Annotated in this window: 13 protein-coding genes; 9 read left to right on the plus strand and 4 right to left on the minus strand. The window is 66.5% G+C overall.

The features are described 5' to 3' along the window. Positions 1–81 precede the first annotated feature (81 nt). Entirely contained in the window at positions 82–1,338 is a 1,257-nt protein-coding gene (locus CVV68_RS04210) for a M24 family metallopeptidase (RefSeq protein WP_110499750.1), read from the minus strand. A 47-nt stretch (positions 1,339–1,385) separates the two neighbouring features. After that, on the minus strand, positions 1,386–2,924 hold the full coding sequence (locus CVV68_RS04215) for a purine-cytosine permease family protein (protein ID WP_110499753.1): 1,539 nt from the start codon (positions 2,922–2,924) through the stop codon (positions 1,386–1,388). Between the two features lie 141 nt (positions 2,925–3,065). Between CVV68_RS04215 and CVV68_RS04220 the strand changes: the two genes are divergently transcribed. Next, positions 3,066–4,574 carry a PucR family transcriptional regulator gene (locus tag CVV68_RS04220; protein WP_110499754.1) on the plus strand — a complete coding sequence of 503 codons (1,509 nt, stop codon included), beginning with the start codon at positions 3,066–3,068 and terminating at the stop codon, positions 4,572–4,574. On the opposite strand, the gene CVV68_RS04225 is transcribed toward CVV68_RS04220, so the two are convergent. Further along, positions 4,571–5,242 carry a GntR family transcriptional regulator gene (locus tag CVV68_RS04225; RefSeq protein ID WP_110499755.1) on the minus strand — a complete coding sequence of 224 codons (672 nt, stop codon included), beginning with the start codon at positions 5,240–5,242 and terminating at the stop codon, positions 4,571–4,573. The genes CVV68_RS04220 and CVV68_RS04225 overlap by 4 nt on opposite strands. A gap of 179 nt (positions 5,243–5,421) precedes the next feature. Here CVV68_RS04225 and glyA point away from each other — a divergent pair, with 179 nt between their 5' ends. The 7 genes from glyA to purU are packed head-to-tail and all read left to right on the plus strand — an operon-like array spanning position 5,422 to position 14,206. Further along, positions 5,422–6,747, plus strand: a complete 1,326-nt coding sequence (glyA, locus tag CVV68_RS04230) for a serine hydroxymethyltransferase (protein ID WP_110499756.1) — start codon at positions 5,422–5,424, stop codon at positions 6,745–6,747. Next, positions 6,744–7,964 carry a sarcosine oxidase subunit beta family protein gene (locus CVV68_RS04235; protein ID WP_110499757.1) on the plus strand — a complete coding sequence of 407 codons (1,221 nt, stop codon included), beginning with the start codon at positions 6,744–6,746 and terminating at the stop codon, positions 7,962–7,964. The genes glyA and CVV68_RS04235 overlap by 4 nt, the downstream gene beginning before the upstream one ends. Before the next feature lie 26 nt (positions 7,965–7,990). Beyond that, entirely contained in the window at positions 7,991–8,350 is a 360-nt protein-coding gene (locus CVV68_RS04240; protein WP_110499758.1) for a sarcosine oxidase subunit delta, read from the plus strand. Positions 8,351–8,352: 2 nt separating this feature from the next. Next, positions 8,353–11,301: an FAD-dependent oxidoreductase gene (locus CVV68_RS04245; protein ID WP_110499759.1), complete on the plus strand. Its 2,949-nt coding sequence runs from the start codon at positions 8,353–8,355 to the stop codon at positions 11,299–11,301. Then, the gene (locus tag CVV68_RS04250; protein ID WP_110499760.1) at positions 11,294–11,929 is read left to right on the plus strand and encodes a sarcosine oxidase subunit gamma; all 636 of its coding nucleotides are present in this window, start codon (positions 11,294–11,296) and stop codon (positions 11,927–11,929) included. Before CVV68_RS04245 ends, CVV68_RS04250 begins: the two co-directional genes overlap by 8 nt. Beyond that, the gene (locus tag CVV68_RS04255) at positions 11,920–13,293 is read left to right on the plus strand and encodes an L-serine ammonia-lyase (RefSeq protein ID WP_110499761.1); all 1,374 of its coding nucleotides are present in this window, start codon (positions 11,920–11,922) and stop codon (positions 13,291–13,293) included. The genes CVV68_RS04250 and CVV68_RS04255 overlap by 10 nt, the downstream gene beginning before the upstream one ends. 1 nt (position 13,294) lies before the next feature. After that, positions 13,295–14,206, plus strand: coding sequence for a formyltetrahydrofolate deformylase (gene purU / locus CVV68_RS04260; RefSeq protein ID WP_110499762.1), 912 nt, complete (start codon positions 13,295–13,297; stop codon positions 14,204–14,206). Positions 14,207–14,865: 659 nt separating this feature from the next. On the opposite strand, the gene CVV68_RS04265 is transcribed toward purU, so the two are convergent. Further along, complete coding sequence (locus CVV68_RS04265) at positions 14,866–15,291, minus strand: hypothetical protein (RefSeq protein WP_110499763.1); 426 nt, start codon at positions 15,289–15,291, stop codon at positions 14,866–14,868. 106 nt (positions 15,292–15,397) lie between these two features. Here CVV68_RS04265 and CVV68_RS04270 point away from each other — a divergent pair, with 106 nt between their 5' ends. Continuing rightward, entirely contained in the window at positions 15,398–17,080 is a 1,683-nt protein-coding gene (locus CVV68_RS04270) for a purine-cytosine permease family protein (RefSeq protein WP_110499764.1), read from the plus strand. Positions 17,081–17,102 lie beyond the last annotated feature (22 nt).

Here is a 17,102-nt window from a genome sequence, read left to right on the forward strand (position 1 = left end):
CTCCTCGGTGGGTGCGGTGTACAAATGGTGAATGCTGCGGCGGGTGGGTTGGCCGCCGCAGCTGTGGTTGTGGGGTGGGGGTTAGGGGTTGATGATGTTGTTGTTGGGGCCGTAGCCGAATTTGGTGATGTTTTCGGCGCCGTTTTCGTCGATGACGAGGATGTCGTGTTCGCGGTAGCCGCCAGCGCCGGGTTGGCCGTCGGGGACGGTGATCATGGGTTCCATGGAGACGACCATGCCGGGTTCCAGGACGGTGTCGATGTCTTCGCGCAGTTCCAGTCCGGCTTCGCGGCCGTAGTAGTGGGAGAGGACGCCGAAGGAGTGGCCGTAGCCGAAGGTGCGGTTGGCGAGGAGGCCGTGGCTGATGTAGATCTCGTTGAGTTCGGCGGCGATGTCCTTGCAGACGGCGCCGGGCTTGATCAGTTCCAGGCCGCGTTCGTGGACTTCGACGTTGACGTTCCACAGTTCCAGGGAGCGGGCGTCGGGTTCGCCGAGGAAGAGGGTGCGTTCCAGGGCGGTGTAGTAGCCGCTGGTCATGGGGAAGCAGTTCAGGGACAGGATGTCCCCTTGCTGGAGTTTGCGGGTGGTGGCCCAGTTGTGGGCGCCGTCGGTGTTGATGCCGGACTGGAACCAGACCCAGGTGTCGCGGACTTCCTGGTCGGGGAAGGTGCGGGCGATTTCGTGGACCATGGCTTCGGTGCCGATGAGGGCGACTTCGTATTCGGTGATGCCTTCGGTGATGGCGGCCTTGATGGCTTCGCCGCCGAGGTCGCCGATGCGGGCGCCGTGTTTGATGACTTCGATTTCCTCGGCGGACTTGATCATGCGTTGGCGCATGGCGGCTTGGGAGACGTCGGTGAGGGTGGCGTCGGGGAAGGCGGCTTGGAGTTTGTCGCGGAGCAGGACCGGGAGGGTGTCGTCTTCGACGCCGAGGCGGGTGGCTTTGATGCCGCGGCGGTTGAGGGCTTCCTGGATGCCGAAGTAGAAGTTGTCGCGGCGCCAGTCGGTGTAGACGATGTTGTCGCCGTAGCTGGTGCGCCAGGGCATGCCGGCGTCGATGTTGGCGGTGATGGAGACGGAATCGTCGGCGGTGACGACGAGTGCGTAGGAGCGGCCGAAGTAGGTGAAGAGGTAGTCGGAGTAGTACTTGATGTTGTGGTAGCTGGTCAGGACGACGGCGTCGAGGTTCTTTTCGGCCATGATCCGGCGCAGGCCATTGAGGCGGCGTTCGAACTCCGCGTCGGAGAACGTCAGCTTTTGCTTGCTGCCGTTGTGCAGGGTCTTCAGGCGCTCCAGCTCGGAAACGTTGGTGGCGGCGGAGGAAGTTGAGATGGTCATGGGATATTCCTTTGCATTGATGGTGAAATTTGGGTGGCGGCCCGGTCTCAGGCCACGGGCTCCGGTGTCGGGGTACTGTCCACGCAGGCATCGCCGTGCACCGCGAGGACGGATTCTTCGAGCAGGTTGGCGCGAATGCCGAGGGGCACGCCGGCCCGGATGCGCTTACGGAAGCGCGGGTAACCGAGGCCGAAGTAGATGGCGGAGGATGTGAGCGTGCCGGCCAGCCAGGAGATGTCGATGCCGCCCATGGCCTTGGCGATGGGACCCTGAAGTGCGGGGATGCCGCCGTACATGAACAGCCACGTCATGATGAGGCCGGCGAAGAACGCAATGAACGCCGGGGGGTTGATCGACTTCAGCGCCGTGGACTTCGGATCCAGGAACAGGTACGAATAATCCTTGTGGCGCCGTTCAAAGATGAAGTAGTGCACGGCCATGATGCCGCCCCAGGTGGCCACCCAGGCCACAATGGCGCCGAGCCAGGTGTCGAGGATCGTCGCAAAGTCCTGCGCGAACATGAAGGCGATGACGGCGCCCATGGATAGAATGCCGACTAGGATCGAGAGCTTGCGGCGGGAGATCTTCACATCCAGAGCCTGGAAGGCGACGCCGAAGGTGTACAGGTTGATGATGTTGGTGGCGATGGGGCCGTGGATGACCAGCAGGATGACCGGTATGGCCATGGTGCCGAAACTGGAGACGATCAATTCCCCGGGGTCGGCCGAGCCGTTCCTGGTGGCGAGGCTGGCGCCGAGGATGCCGAGCCAGACGACGGGCAGGAACTGGCCCAGGACGCTGACCAGAAACAGCTTGGCAGGCTTGACCTTGCGGCTGACGAAGCGGGAGTAATCGGGGGCATAGGTGAACCAGCCGATGCCCCAGCCAATGCCGATGACGGTCATGATGGAGGACATCGCGGCGATGCGCGGGAGGCCTTCCAGGACGGCGCCGGCCGGTCCCGCGTAGCCCCAGTTGATGTCAAGGTGCGTCCAGGCGATGATCGACATCGCGACCAGGACGATAATGGTGGGCGGCATGGTGATGCGTTCGAACTTGGCGATGGCGCGGTAGCCGCGGTAGCAGATGGCCACCTGCACGCTCATGATGACGGCGGCAACGGCGATGCGCACCAGGAGGTTGCGCTGGCCCGGATCCACCCAGCCGATCATGCCGAACAGGGCCATGACGAGGTCCAGGATGACCCAGGTGTTTACGGCGGACCAGCCGATGGCAATCGTCGCCTGGATGGCCGCCGGCAGATAGGCGCCCCGGCGGCCAAAGGCGCCGCGGGCCAGCAGCATGCCGGTGGCGCCGGTCCGCTGGCCCAGGATCACAAAGAACCCGAAGCCCATCATGCCGATGATGTTGCCGGCGATGAGGACCGTGATCGTGTCCCTCAGGCCCAGGCCAAGCGAGATGCCGAGAGCACCGAGGATCCAGTTGATGGGGGCGACGTTGGCGCCCGCCCAGATCCAGAACTGGCCGGACAGCTTGGTGGTGCGTGCCGATTCGGGGATGGGCTGCAGGACGTCTTCGACCTCAAGGGTCGCAGCTTCGTGCGACCGTACTCTAGTTCGGCTCATGCAGGTCTCGATTCACTACGTTGTGCTGGGGATGCAATGTTGCTCCAGCTTATGGGTGATCCACGGCACAGAATAGAGACATTTCGACTACACTAATTCATTATTAGACGACAAAATGTCGTATATTGCTGAGGGAGCTCCATGATTACGCTCGCAGAAGTCCTTGCTTCGGCGTCGATGTCCGCCGCCGACCCGCTGCTGTGCAGCAATGTGCCCGGCACCTTGGACCGCGTGGTCCGGTGGGTGCATTCCAGCGAGGTCCTCGAGATCGCACCCCTCCTGCGCGGGGGCGAGTTGCTGCTCTCCGGGGGCGAGGCCTTATTGGCCCTGCCCCCGCAGGAACAGGAAGAATATATCCGCAGCCTCGCAGCCCGGAACGTCGCGGCGCTGGCCTTGCAGACGGCGGGCCATTCCGCACCCTTGCCGCCACGGCTGATTGCCGTGGCCAACGAGGGGGGTTTGCCCTTGATCGACCTCCGCGCGGTGGCGCCTTTTGTCGATATTGCCGAGGCGGTCAACCGCCTGGTGGTCAACGAGCAGGCCGACGCCCACCTGATCGTCGACGACGTCTCACGGCGCATTGCCCGCCAGATTACCGACAAGGGCCCCCACCTGCCCACCATTCTCGACCTGATCGCCGATGCGTTCGCGGCAGAGGTGTCCCTGGCAGCTGCCGACGGCACGTCCCTGGGCCATGCAGGCAGCGCCGTCACGGGGGATGGGTCAACGGCGGTGGCCGGCATCGTGGTTGGCGGTCAGCTCGCAGCCCAGCTGACCCTCAGTTCACTGTCGCCGGACCCGTTCCTGCTGAAACTGGCGGCCGACCGGCTTTCCGGCATCCTGGCCCTGGCCCTGGCGCAGGCCTTTCGACCGACGCCGGCCCAGGTCGCCGATGCGCGCCTGCTGGAATCGCTGATTGAGGGCGCCGGGGCCGCAACGGTCCAGCGGCAGTGGCTGCAGGCCGGGCTGCAGCCGGGCCAGGCCGCGGTCATGGCCGTCTTTCGTTCCTCAGGCAGGGAAGTGAATTTCTCTGCCGTCGAACGTGCCCTGCGTGTGCGGGGAGTGAATGGCAGGTCGCACCTGTGGGACGGGGAGCTGGCCGTGCTGTTTGCCCTGCCACGCGACAATGCGCGGAAGGCCCGCGAAGCCCTGCTCCGCGCAGCGCGGGACGCCGTGCGGGGCACAGACGCCTGTGCGGCATTCGGGCCGAACGTGGGCGACGGTGTCCGCGCGCACGAGTCCTACGTGGAGGCGCAGGCAACCCTGGGGCTTGGGCTGACTGAAACGGGCGAGGTGTTCGATGCCATGGACTTCCTGGCCCGGAGGGTCCTGGGGATGGTGCCCGGGCCGGGTTTTTGGGACTTGTATGTGCGCTCGAGTGTCGGGGAGCTGCTGGACTGGGACCGAAAGCACGGCACCGTCCTGCTGGCGAGCCTGCTGTGCTGGCTGGACTCGGGGTGCAACACGACGGCCTCGGCGTTGACCTTGAACGTTGAACGGCAGACGATGCACAAGAGACTGAACAAGATCCAGGAACTGTTGGGCGGGGACCCGCGCGCGTCCGGCCACCTGCTGGACCTTCACCTCGCCGCCAAGGTTGCTGCCGCGACCGCGGGTCCCGCCCCGCACGCACCCGGGCGCAAGTCCTAGAGCACGCTGCGGACCGTCTTCTCAAAGCTGGTCACGTGGCCCAGGGCCAGGCTGCCGGCCAGCTCGGCATCGCCGTCGGCAATGGCCTCGAGCAGCTCAACGTGTTCAATGATGTGCCCGGCCACCGACGGGATCTTGTCCAGCACCAGGCACCAGATACGCGTGGCCAGGTTGTCGTACCGGATGAGCGCGTCCTCCAGGTGCGGGTTGGCCGCGGCAGCATAGATCTGCCGGTGCACCATAATGTCATAGCGCATGAGCGCCTGCTGGTCTGCGCCGCCGGGGCCCGAACCGGCGATGTCGGCCGCCAGTTCCCGCAGCCTGGCCCGCATGTCCGCGGTGGCGGTCCGGGCCGCCCGCCGCGCCGCCAGGGGCTCCAGGAGCTCACGGATCTCGGAGATGTCGGCCAGCTCCGTGATGTCGACCCGGGTGGCGAAGGTGCCCCTTCGCGGGTAGGAGATCACCAGGTGGTCGATTTCCAGCCGCTTGAGCGCCTCGCGCACCGGGGTGCGCCCAATTCCGAGCTTCGCCGCCACGGCTGAGTCATTGATGGCTTCGCCCGGGCGGATTTCCAGCATGATCAACTGGTCGCGCAGGTTTCGGTAAGCCTGTTCCGACAGCGAAAGCTCCGCTGGGGCCGCTGCCTCGTCTTCCACTGCAAGGCTCATCAGGCCTCCTCCTCGTGTCCTTGAAAAGTGCCGGCGCAACCGGCCGGCGGCACCTTGTCCCAACGACGCCCTTGACGTCGAGTGATCTACAACATATTGTTGCACTCAATCTAATATATCAGTCATGTATTAGTTGACCAGTAGTCGTGGACTACTTACGAATTGCAAAGGAGCAACCCATGGTGGACGTGCTGACAGGCACCCTTTCCAGCGTAGACCCCGAGGTCGACGCGGCCATAGCCAGGGAGCTGGACCGCCAGCAGTCAACGCTGGAAATGATCGCCTCTGAAAACTTCGCACCGACTGCCGTCATGACGGCCCAGGGATCGGTGCTGACCAACAAGTATGCCGAAGGGCTCCCGGGCAAGCGGTACTATGGCGGCTGCGAGCACGTCGACGTGATCGAACAGCTGGCCATTGACAGGGTGAAGGCCCTTTTCGGCGCCGAAGCAGCCAATGTCCAGCCGCACTCCGGCGCCCAGGCAAACGCCGCGGCAATGTTTGCGCTCCTGGATCCGGGCGACACCATCATGGGCCTGGACCTGGCCCACGGCGGCCACCTCACCCACGGCATGCGCATCAACTTCTCCGGCAAGCTGTACAACGTGGTTCCGTACCACGTCCGCGAAACTGACATGGTCGTTGACATGGCCGAGGTGGAGGCGCTGGCGCTCGAACACCAGCCGAAGCTGATTGTGGCCGGCTGGTCCGCCTACACGCGCCAGCTCGACTTTGCCGAGTTCCGACGCATCGCAGACCTGGTGGGCGCCTACCTCATGGTCGACATGGCGCACTTTGCCGGCCTTGTGGCCGCCGGGCTGCACCCGAACCCGGTGCCCTACGCCGACGTCGTCACCACAACCACGCACAAGACCTTGGGCGGCCCGCGCGGCGGCGTCATCCTCAGCCGCGAATCGCTGGCCCGCAAAATCAACTCTGCCGTCTTCCCCGGCCAGCAGGGCGGCCCGCTGGAACACGTGATCGCCGCGAAGGCCGTATCCTTCAAGATCGCCGCCACGGACGGCTTCAAGGATCGCCAGGAGCGCACCCTGGAGGGTGCCAGGATACTGGCCGAGCGCCTGCTGGCCCCGGACGTGGCTGAGTACGGGATCTCCGTGGTGGGCGGCGGCACCGACGTCCACCTGGTTCTGGTGGACCTGCGCAACTCCGAACTGGACGGGCAGCAGGGCGAGGACCGCCTGCACCGGATCGGGATCACCGTCAACCGAAACGCCGTCCCCTTTGACCCCCGCCCCCCGATGGTTTCCTCCGGGCTGCGCATCGGCACCCCGGCGCTGGCCACCCGCGGCTTTGGACCGGCCGAGTTCACCGAGGTTGCCGACATCATCGCCGAGGCCATCAAGGGTGAGCTCAGCGAAGAGACGGCAGTGCTGCTCCGCGACAGGGTCACCGTCCTGGCCGAGAAATTCCCGCTTTACCCGAACCTGTCCGGCGCCAACCTTTCCAACGCTGCCGGATCAACTCCGAACGGAGCCGCACAGTGACCACCGAACACCTGCCCGAACACCCCGACTTCCTGTGGCGCAACCCGGACCCCAAGAAGTCCTACGACGCCGTCATCGTCGGCGGCGGCGGCCACGGACTGGCCACCGCCTACTTCCTGGCCAAGAACCACGGCATGACGAACATCGCCATCCTGGAAAAGGGTTGGCTGGCAGGCGGCAACATGGCCCGCAACACCACCATCATCCGTTCCAACTATCTCTGGGATGAAAGCGCGGCCATTTACGAGCACTCGCTCAAGCTCTGGGAGATCCTGCCCGAGGAGCTCGAATACGACTTCCTGTTCAGCCAGCGCGGGGTCATGAACCTGGCCCACACCCTGGGCGATGTGCGCGAAAGCGTGCGCCGCGTGGGCGCCAACCAGCTCAACGGCGTCGACGCCGAATGGCTGGACCCGAAGCAGGTCAAGGAACTGTGCCCCATTCTGAACATCAACGACAACATCCGCTACCCCGTGATGGGCGCCACCTACCAGCCGCGGGCCGGCATCGCCAAGCACGACCACGTGGCCTGGGCGTTTGCCCGCAAATGCGACGAGCTCGGCGTGGACATCATCCAAAACTGTGAGGTCACCGGCTTCATCAAGGACGGCAACAAGGTCACCGGGGTGCAGACCAGCCGCGGGACGATCAACACCGAAAAGGTGGGCCTGTGCGCCGCCGGGCACAGCTCGGTCCTGGCCGAGATGGCCGGGTTCCGGCTTCCCATCCAGTCGCACCCGCTGCAGGCACTCGTCTCCGAGCTGCACGAACCCGTCCACCCCACCGTGGTCATGTCGAACCACGTGCACGTCTATGTTTCCCAGGCCCACAAGGGCGAACTGGTGATGGGGGCCGGTGTGGATTCCTACAACGGCTACGGACAGCGCGGTTCCTTCCACGTGATCGAGGAGCAGATGGCGGCCGCCGTCGAGCTTTTCCCCATCTTCGCCAGGGCACACGTGCTGCGCACCTGGGGCGGGATCGTGGACACCACCATGGACGCCTCGCCCATTGTCAGCCTCTCACCGGTGGAGAACATGTTCGTGAACTGTGGCTGGGGAACCGGCGGGTTCAAGGGCACTCCAGCGGCCGGGCTCACCTTCGCGCACACCATTGCCACGGGCTCGCCGCACGAGCTGAACAAGCCCTTCGGGCTGGAGCGCTTTGAAACCGGCGCCCTCATCGACGAACACGGCGCCGCCGCCGTGGCCCACTAAACCGGCCCCAAGACAAGGAGCACACCATGTTGTTGTTTTCATGCCCCAACTGCGGGCCGCGCAACGAAACCGAATTCCACTACGGGGGACAGGCCCATGTGGCCTACCCCGACCAGCCCGGGGAGCTCTCCGACCGCGAATGGGCGGAGTACCTCTTCTATCGCCAGAACACGAAGGGGCTGTTTGCCGAGCGCTGGGTGCACAGCACCGGCTGCCGCAAATGGTTCAACATGATCCGGGACACCGTGAGCTATGACATCCAGGCCGTCTACCGGATGGGTGAACAGCCCCCGGAAGGCCTGACCGCGCCACCGGCCGCACAGGCCAAGTCCCAGCCCTTGGCACCCGCCGAGGCGAACCCCACCAACACATCGGAAGGAGTGTAGTCATGACCGCGCAGAACAACCAGCCCAACCGGCTCACCAGCGGTGGCCGGATCGACCGCAGCACCACCTGGAGCTTTACCGTCGACGGCGTTGGCTACAGCGGCCACCCGGGCGACACAGTGGCTTCGGCGCTGATCGCCAACGGCCGCCTGGCCGCCGGAAACTCCCTCTACGAGGACCGCCCCCGCGGCATCCTTTCCGCCGGTGTGGAGGAGTCCAACGCCCTGATCAAGGTCGCAGGCCGCTTCCCCGGCCACGCCGCCGAATCCATGCTGCCGGCCACGGCCGTGTCGGTCGTTGAGGGGCTCGACGTCGAGTTCCTCTCCGGCCTGGGCAGGCTCGACCCGTCCGAGGATGAGGCCGTCTACGACAAAAAGTACGTCCACAGCGACGTAGTTGTGGTCGGTGGCGGCCCCGCCGGCCTGGCCGCGGCCAGGGAAGCGGCCCGCACCGGCGCCCGCGTTATCCTCATCGACGACCAGCCGGAACTTGGCGGCGCGCTGCTTTCCGGCCGCGGAGAAGACGTCGGGGGCAAGCCGGCACTGGACTGGGTGTCCGACGTCGAGGCCGAGCTGTTGACCAGCGAGGAATGCACGGTGTTGCACCGCACCACCGTGTTTGGCTCCTACGACAGCAACTTCCTGATCGCTGTGGAGAACCGCACGGACCATCTGGCGCAGGAGCCCGGCGACGGCGTCTCCCGCCAACGCATCTGGCATATCCGCGCCAAGCAGGTGGTCCTGGCCACGGGCGCCCACGAACGACCGATCGTCTTTGAAAACAACGACCGGCCCGGCATCATGCTCGCCTCCGCTGCCCGCAGCTACCTTAACCGGTATGGCGTCGCAGCCGGCTCCCGCGTGGTCATCGGCACCACCAATGACAGTGCCTACCAGCTCGCCGCGGACCTGACAGCCGCGGGAGTGGCTGTGGCCGCAGTCGTCGACGCCCGCCCGGAGCTCTCCGCGCTGGCCGCTGCCGCGGCCGACGGCGTGCGCGTGATCCACGGCAGTGCCGTGGTCAACACGGCAGCAGCGGCGGACGGCCGCGTCCACAAGGTCATGGTCGCCGCGATCGATGCCGACGGCGCCCCCGTCGGTGCCGTCGAGGAAATCGACGCGGACCTGCTCGCCGTCTCCGGCGGCTGGAGCCCCGTGGTGCACCTGCACAGCCAGGCGCAGGGCAAGGTCCGCTGGGACCTGGAGCTGGCCGGCTTTGTCCCGTCCACCACTGTGAAGAACCAGCAGAACGCCGGCGCCTGCCGCGGCAGCTACGCCCTGGCGGACTGCGTGGCCGAAGGCGCCACGGCCGGTTCGGTTGCCGCCGTCAACGCAGGGTTTGCCACGGCCGACGCCGTTGCTGCCGCCACCGCGGCCGCGTCCCGCCCCGCCCGCGCGGCCCAGCCCACCGGGCCCACCCGCCCGCTGTGGCTGGTCGGCGGGACGGAAGGAACGGCGTCGGACTGGCACCACCACTTCGTCGACTTCCAGCGCGACCAGTCCGTGGCCGACGTCTGGCGGTCCACCGGCGCTGGCATGCGCAGCGTCGAGCACATCAAGCGCTACACCTCCATCAGCACCGCCAACGACCAGGGCAAGACCTCCGGTGTGAACGCGATTGGCGTCATTGCCGCCGCGTTCCGCCAGCAGGGCACTGCGGTGGACCCGGACATCGGCGCAATCGGAACCACCACCTACCGGGCTCCGTTCACCCCCGTCCCGTTCGTGGCATTGGCCGGGCGCCAGCGCGGGGAGCTGTTCGACGCCGCCCGCCGCACATCCATCCACTCCTGGCACGAGGACCGCGGCGCTCTGTTCGAGGACGTTGGCCAGTGGAAGCGCCCCTGGTACTACCCGCTGCCGGGGGAGGACATGGACGCCGCCGTGCTGCGTGAATGCGCCGCCGTCCGCGACTCCGTGGGCTACATGGATGCCACCACGCTGGGCAAGATCGAGATCCGCGGCAAGGACGCCGGTGAGTTCCTGAACCGGATCTACACCAACGCGTTCAAGAAGCTCGCCCCCGGCTTGGCACGCTACGGCGTCATGTGCACCCCGGACGGCATGATCTTCGACGACGGCGTGACGCTGCGCCTGGATCAGGACCGCTACTTCATGACCACCACCACCGGCGGTGCCGCCAAGGTGCTGGACTGGCTGGAGGAATGGCAGCAGACCGAATGGCCGGAACTGGACGCCACCTTCACCTCGGTGACCGAACAGTGGACGACCATCGCCGTCGTCGGGCCCAAGTCCCGCGCCGTGCTGGCCAAGGTGGCCCCGGGGTTGGACCTCTCCAACGAGGCGTTCAAGTTCATGGCCTTCCAGGAAACAGTGCTGGCCTCCGGCGTTGCCGCCAGGGTGTGCCGGATCTCCTTCTCCGGCGAGCTTGCCTACGAGATCAACGTCCCGGCCTGGTACGGCATGTCCACCTGGGACGACGTGACGGCGGCGGGGGCGGAATTCAACATCACCCCGTACGGCACCGAAACGATGCACGTGCTCCGCGCTGAAAAGGGCTACCCGATCGTCGGCCAGGACACCGACGGCACGGTCACCCCGCAGGACGCGGGCATGGACTGGGTGGTCTCCAAGGTCAAGGACTTCATCGGCAAGCGTTCCTACCAGCGCACCGATGCCGTCCGCGAGGGCCGCAAGCACCTGGTCAGCGTCCTGCCGGTGGATGGTTCCATCCGCCTTCCGGAGGGAACCCAGCTCGTGGACGCCGGCGTGAGCGTCAACCCCGCGTACGGTCCAGTCCCGATGCAGGGATTCGTCACCTCCAGCTACCACAGCGCCGCCCTGGGACGGTCCTTCGGGCTGGCCCTGATCAAGAACGGACGCAACCGGATCGGCGAACGCCTCGTCGCCGCCGTCGGGACCGAACTGGTCGATGTAGTTGTCGGGGAAACAGTACTTTTTGATGCCGAAGGGAAGCGCCGAGATGGTTAAAACAGCATTCAACACAGAGGTTGCGGCACTGCGCCAGAGCCCCGCCCAGCACCTCTGGGCAGACTTCTCTGCCGGTTCGGTGGAGGGTGAGCGAGGGGTCGGCCTGCGGGAAGTCCCGTTCCAGGGCATGGTCGGCATCCGCGTCGACCCACTGTCCGAAGCCGGGGAACGGATCGGCGCGCTGACGGGCGGCCTGCCCGCGAGTTGCGGGACTGTCGCCTCCGGCCCTGCCGGGGTGTCCACCCTGTGGCTGGGACCGGACGAGTTCCTCACAGTGACCCCCGACGCCGGCGGCCAGGACGGCTTCGTCGCCGGACTCGTGGCGGCCCTGGGTGACGGCGCCGGTCAGGTCATTGACCTTTCCAGCAACCGGACCACCTTTGAGCTGGCCGGACCCAGCGCCCGCGAGGTGCTGGAGAAGAGTTGCGCGGCGGATCTCCACCCGCGCGCCTTCGCCTCCGGCACGGCCATCACCACCGAGGTGGGCAAGATCCCGGTGCTCCTGTGGAAGACCGGGCCGGAGACCTTCCGGCTCCTGCCGCGGGCATCGTTCGCTGACTACCTGGGCCGCTGGCTCCTGGACGGCATGCGGGAATTCGCCACGGCAGGCAGCCCGGCATGGCACTGAGCGTCCTTGACCTGTTTTCCGTCGGCATCGGGCCCTCCTCCTCCCACACGGTGGGCCCGATGCGGGCGGCGAAACGCTTCGCCGACGGACTTGAGCGCGACGGCGAGCTGGCCGGCGTCGTGCGCGTGAAGTCCGAACTGTTCGGCTCGCTGGGCGCCACAGGCCGCGGCCACGGCTCCGACAAGGCAGTGGTGTTGGGGCTGCAGGGGCGGGACCCCGAAACCGTGGACACGGCCCGTGCGGACGACCTCGTGGCAGAGGCCGCCCTGGACGCCGAGCTGATGCTGGCCGGCACCCACCGGGTCGACTTCAACTTCGACGAGGACGTGGTCCTGCACCGGCGCAAGTCGCTGCCGGCCCACCCCAACGGCATGACGTTCCGGGCACTTGACCACCGCGGCGAGGTGGTGCGCGAGCGGACCTACTACTCCGTGGGCGGAGGCTTTGTGGTGGACGAGGAGGCCGTTGGTGCGGACCGGGTGATCATGGATGAAACCGTGTTGCCCCACCCGTTCACCACCGCGGACGAGCTGCTGGCCATCTGCAAGCGGGAAGGGCTGTCCATTTCCGAGGTCATGCTCGCCAACGAGCTGGTGTGGCACACGGAGGAGGAACTGCGCGCCAAGCTGCTGAACATCTGGTCCGTCATGCAGGCGTGCGTGTCCAATGGCTGCGCCGCCGAGGGCATCCTGCCAGGCGGGCTGAAAGTGACACGGCGGGCGCCGGGGCTGCTGCGCGACCTCCAGACGCCGGACGATGCCGCGGATCCGCTGCTGGCCATGGAATGGGTCAACCTCTTTGCCCTGGCCGTCAACGAGGAAAATGCCGCCGGCGGGCGCATCGTCACCGCCCCCACCAACGGGGCGGCCGGCATCATCCCGGCCGTGCTGCACTACTACATGAAGTTTGTGCCCGGCGCCAATGACGACGGCGTGGTGCGGTTCCTGCTCACGGCCGCCGCCATCGGCATCCTCTTCAAGCTCAACGCCTCCATCTCCGGCGCCGAGGTTGGCTGCCAGGGCGAGGTGGGCTCGGCGTGCTCCATGGCCGCCGGCGCCTTGTGCGAGGTGCTCGGCGGGAGCCCGGTCCAGGCCGAGAATGCCGCCGAGATTGGCATTGAGCACAACCTCGGCCTGACCTGCGACCCGGTGGGCGGGCTGGTGCAGATCCCGTGCATCGAACGCAACGCCATCGCCAGCGTCAAGGCCATCAACGCGGCACGGCTGGCCCGGCACGGGGACGGCAGCCAAAAGGTGTCATTGGACAAGGCAATCGAGACTATGCGCCAGACAGGAGCGGACATGATGAGCAAGTACAAGGAAACCTCACGCGGAGGCCTCGCCGTGAACGTGATTGAGTGCTGAGATGAGTGAAGCTGCAACGTGGCCCGAGACGGCCCAATACGTCCTGACCCTTGACTGCCCGGACAGCCCGGGGATTGTCAACCAGCTCTCCGGCGCCCTGTTCAACCATGGCGCGGACATCATTGACAACCGCCAGTTCAGCGACCGCCAGCACCTGCGGCCGGTCCCCGGGACACCCGAGCCCGACGGTCACTTCTTCATGCGGCTGCACTTTTCCGCACCAGCGGGGGAGTCGACGCTGGCGGCGCTGCGGGCGGATCTGGCTCCGCTCGCGGCACGGCATGGCATGCGCTGGGAGCTGCGCCCGCACGGCGCACGGCGCCGCGTGTTGATCATGGTCTCGAAGTTTGAGCACTGCCTCAACGACCTGCTGTTCCGGACCCGCACCGGGGAACTGCCGGTGGAAGTCGTCGCCGTCGTTTCCAACCACCCGGACCACCAGCGCCTGGCCGAGTGGCACGGCATCCCGTTCCACCACGTGCCCGTCACGGCCGCGACGAAGCCGGATGCGGAAGCCAGGCTGCTGGAGCTCGTGGACGAACTTGACGTGGAACTGGTGGTGTTGGCCCGCTACATGCAGGTGCTCAGCGACGGTCTGACGCGCAGGCTGGAGGGGCGGGCCATCAATATCCACCACTCGTTCCTGCCGTCATTCAAGGGAGCCAAGCCGTACCACCAGGCGTATGCGCGCGGTGTGAAGACGGTGGGTGCCACGGCGCACTATGTCAACAGCGAGCTGGACGAAGGGCCGATCATCTCCCAGCAGGTGATTGAGGTGGACCACACCTTCGGCCCGGAGGACCTGGTGGCCGCGGGCCGGGACACCGAATGCAAGGCGCTCAGCAATGCGGTGCGCTGGCATTGCGAGGGGCGCGTGATCGTCCAAGGGAACCGGACCATAGTGCTCCGCTGACGTTGTGCAGGCAGGCCATCCGCGCGGAGGCCTGCAGGCCCCCCAGGGTGCCGGTTCCGCGCGGGCCGCCGCCTGGCAATGAGAATATCCGGTGCGGCCAGTCGTGCGGCGACTGCCGTTCCGGAGGGAACACACGCGCCGTTTCCGCCGTGGGGCAGCCGAACTTCAGCCAGGTGTCCAGGGTTCCCAGAAGCTGGCTGCCGCGCTTGGCATCGTGGTCGAGCAATCCGCCAACGAGCTCGGTGACAAAACCCCGCACCAGCTCCGGCCCGGCCGCGCGCCGCGAACCGTTCCACGGCGGGCCCCACGGCAGACACTGTGGGGCCCGCCGCCACCAACCCGACAAGCCCGGCAACCAGGGCGGTGCGCGAGGCCCGCACTTCCTTTGGATCCAGCATTGCCACGGCCACCAGTTCCCGCGCGTCCGCATGGACCATCACCCGCCAGGATGTGCGTGCCAGCAGCTTCTCAACGGCAGCCGGCCGGTAGCCGCCATCGTGGGACTGCCCGACGACGACGCACAGCGGACCGCGGGTGTCGACACGGCCGCCTCGGCGAACTGGACCAGCCGGGCCGGCGCAGTTCGAAGGCATGGCCCGCACCAGGTGCGCCCCGCCCACCTCCTAAAGTGACGGCGGGCTCGCAGCCCGATCCGGCGTTCACGGCCACCTAGGGGTGGCGCCCACCACGCTCCTGACCGGAATCCCAAACTCCAGGGTCACCGGGGAACCGGCGTCGTCCCCCAGCGCAGCCCGGGTCCCGGCCAGGCACGAAGATTCCGCCGCGACCTGCCCGGAATCGTCCGGCAGGGTCAGGTCTGCCTTGAACCCGCGAGCCAGGATGCCCACGAGTGCGGTGATGCCCGCGAACGGCACCACCTTGGGCGGTTCGATGAGTGGCAGCCCGGCCTCGGCCGCGGCGGCAGCGAGCCGTACGGACACGGCGGCCGGGGCGCAATGTTCAGGACATCCGGGAACTGTACCCACTGAACGGGTGGCGGAAACCTGCTCGCAATGGCCGTGGAACAGCGGATCGCCAGCCATCACGGAAGGCTGCAACAGCACGTCACCCAAAGTTAGGGTCATGACTAATCGTCCATTTTTTGCCCGATGTCTTTGACATAATGTATCTTGTCGACTGTGATATACCACACATAGGCTTGGAACGTCCCCTCAACACTGGAGGTTTTCCATGCGAGACACCAAAGCTTCGTCGCCGGGCAATGACGCCCAAGGCGGGCACACGTCACCCGGTGGCGACGTCGAACAAAACTTGCAGGCGATCCCTGAATCGTCCCGCACCCGGAGCGTTTCCGGACAATTTTGGATCTGGGCCGGGGCAAACCTGGCCCCGATCAACTGGGTTCTGGGGGCCTTGGGCATTCAATTGGGACTTGGATTCGCCGACACCGTCACGGTACTCGTGGCCGGGAACCTGGTCGGCATGTCCCTATTCGGTATATTCGTCCTGCTCGGCCAGCGCACCGGCGCCACCGGCATGGTGCTGGCCCGGGCCGCCTTTGGCCGGCGCGGCAATTACCTGCCCAGCGCCATCCAGGCCGTCCTGGTTATCGGCTGGTGCGCCGTCAACACCTGGATCATCCTTGACCTCGTGATGGCCCTGATGGGCAAGCTCGGCTTCGTGGATGCGGACGCGGCCAACGTGGGACCCAAGGTGGTCGTCGCCGCCCTCATCATGGCCATCCAGGTCACCATCGCCTGGTTCGGCTATAAGGCCATCGCCGCCTTTGAACGTTGGACCGTGCCGCCCACCATTGTGGTGTTGATCGCCATGTCCGCCGTGGCGTGGTTCGGTATGCACATCGACTGGTCCTACGCCGGGCCGGCTGGCCACATCCTGCACGGCGGCCCTCGGATTGCCGCGATGACCACCGTCATGACCGTCATCGGCATCGGCTGGGGCATCACCTGGTTTACCTACGCTGCCGACTACTCGCGCTTCGTCAGCCGTGGCGTGCCCCGACACAAGGTCTACCTGGCCTCCGTCTTTGGCCAGTTCCTGCCCGTCGTCTGGCTCGGGATCCTCGGTGCCAGTCTGGCCACCAAGAGTGGCTCGGCCGACCCCGGCAAGCTGATCGTGGACAACTTCGGGCTGCTGGCGATTCCGGTATTGTTCCTGGTGCTCCACGGCCCGGTCGCCACGAACATCCTGAACATCTACACCTTCTCCGTGGCCGCCCAGGCGCTCGACATCAAGATCAAGCGCCGCGCCCTCAACGTCGGCGTCGGAGTCCTTGCCCTGGGCGGCGTCGTCTTCTTCGTGATGCAGGAATCCTTCGCCAACACGCTGAGCACCTGGCTCGGTGCGCTCGTGGCCTGGGTGGCCGCCTGGGGCGGGATCATGCTGGTCCACTACTTGTGGGTGGACAAGCGGAAGCCCGTCGGCATTGACCGGCTCTTCGACCCGATCGGCACCAGGCGCCTCCCGGTCGTCAACTGGGCCGGCATCACCGCCCTGCTGATCGGCATCTTCTCAACCTGGCTGTTCATGTACGGCGTCGAGCCGATCATGCAGGGACCGATCGCCACGGCCATGGGCGGCATCGACCTCTCCTGGCTGGCCGGCGGGCTTGTCGCCGCCGGCGTCTACGCCATCCTCGGGCCACGGGTCCACGCACGGTACGCCACCGACGCCGTGCAGGGCGTGGCGGCACCGGCCGGTTCGGACGTTGTCTCCGGGGACCCCGTCGACCATGTCGCAGCCGCAGTGGATGCGGCGATCCCCGGCGAGGATCTCCCCGACGTGGCCGTCATGGATGTGGCTGCCGTGGATGCGACGGCCCCGATGGTGGCTGCGGTGGATGCTGCGGCCACACCGGCCTCGGAACGCAACTCCGCACTGATCGCAGAGTAAGGCCAGGAGGCGTCATGTTGCA

This window comes from Arthrobacter livingstonensis (genome assembly GCF_003219815.1).
Classification (GTDB): Bacteria; Actinomycetota; Actinomycetes; order Actinomycetales; family Micrococcaceae; genus Specibacter; species Specibacter livingstonensis.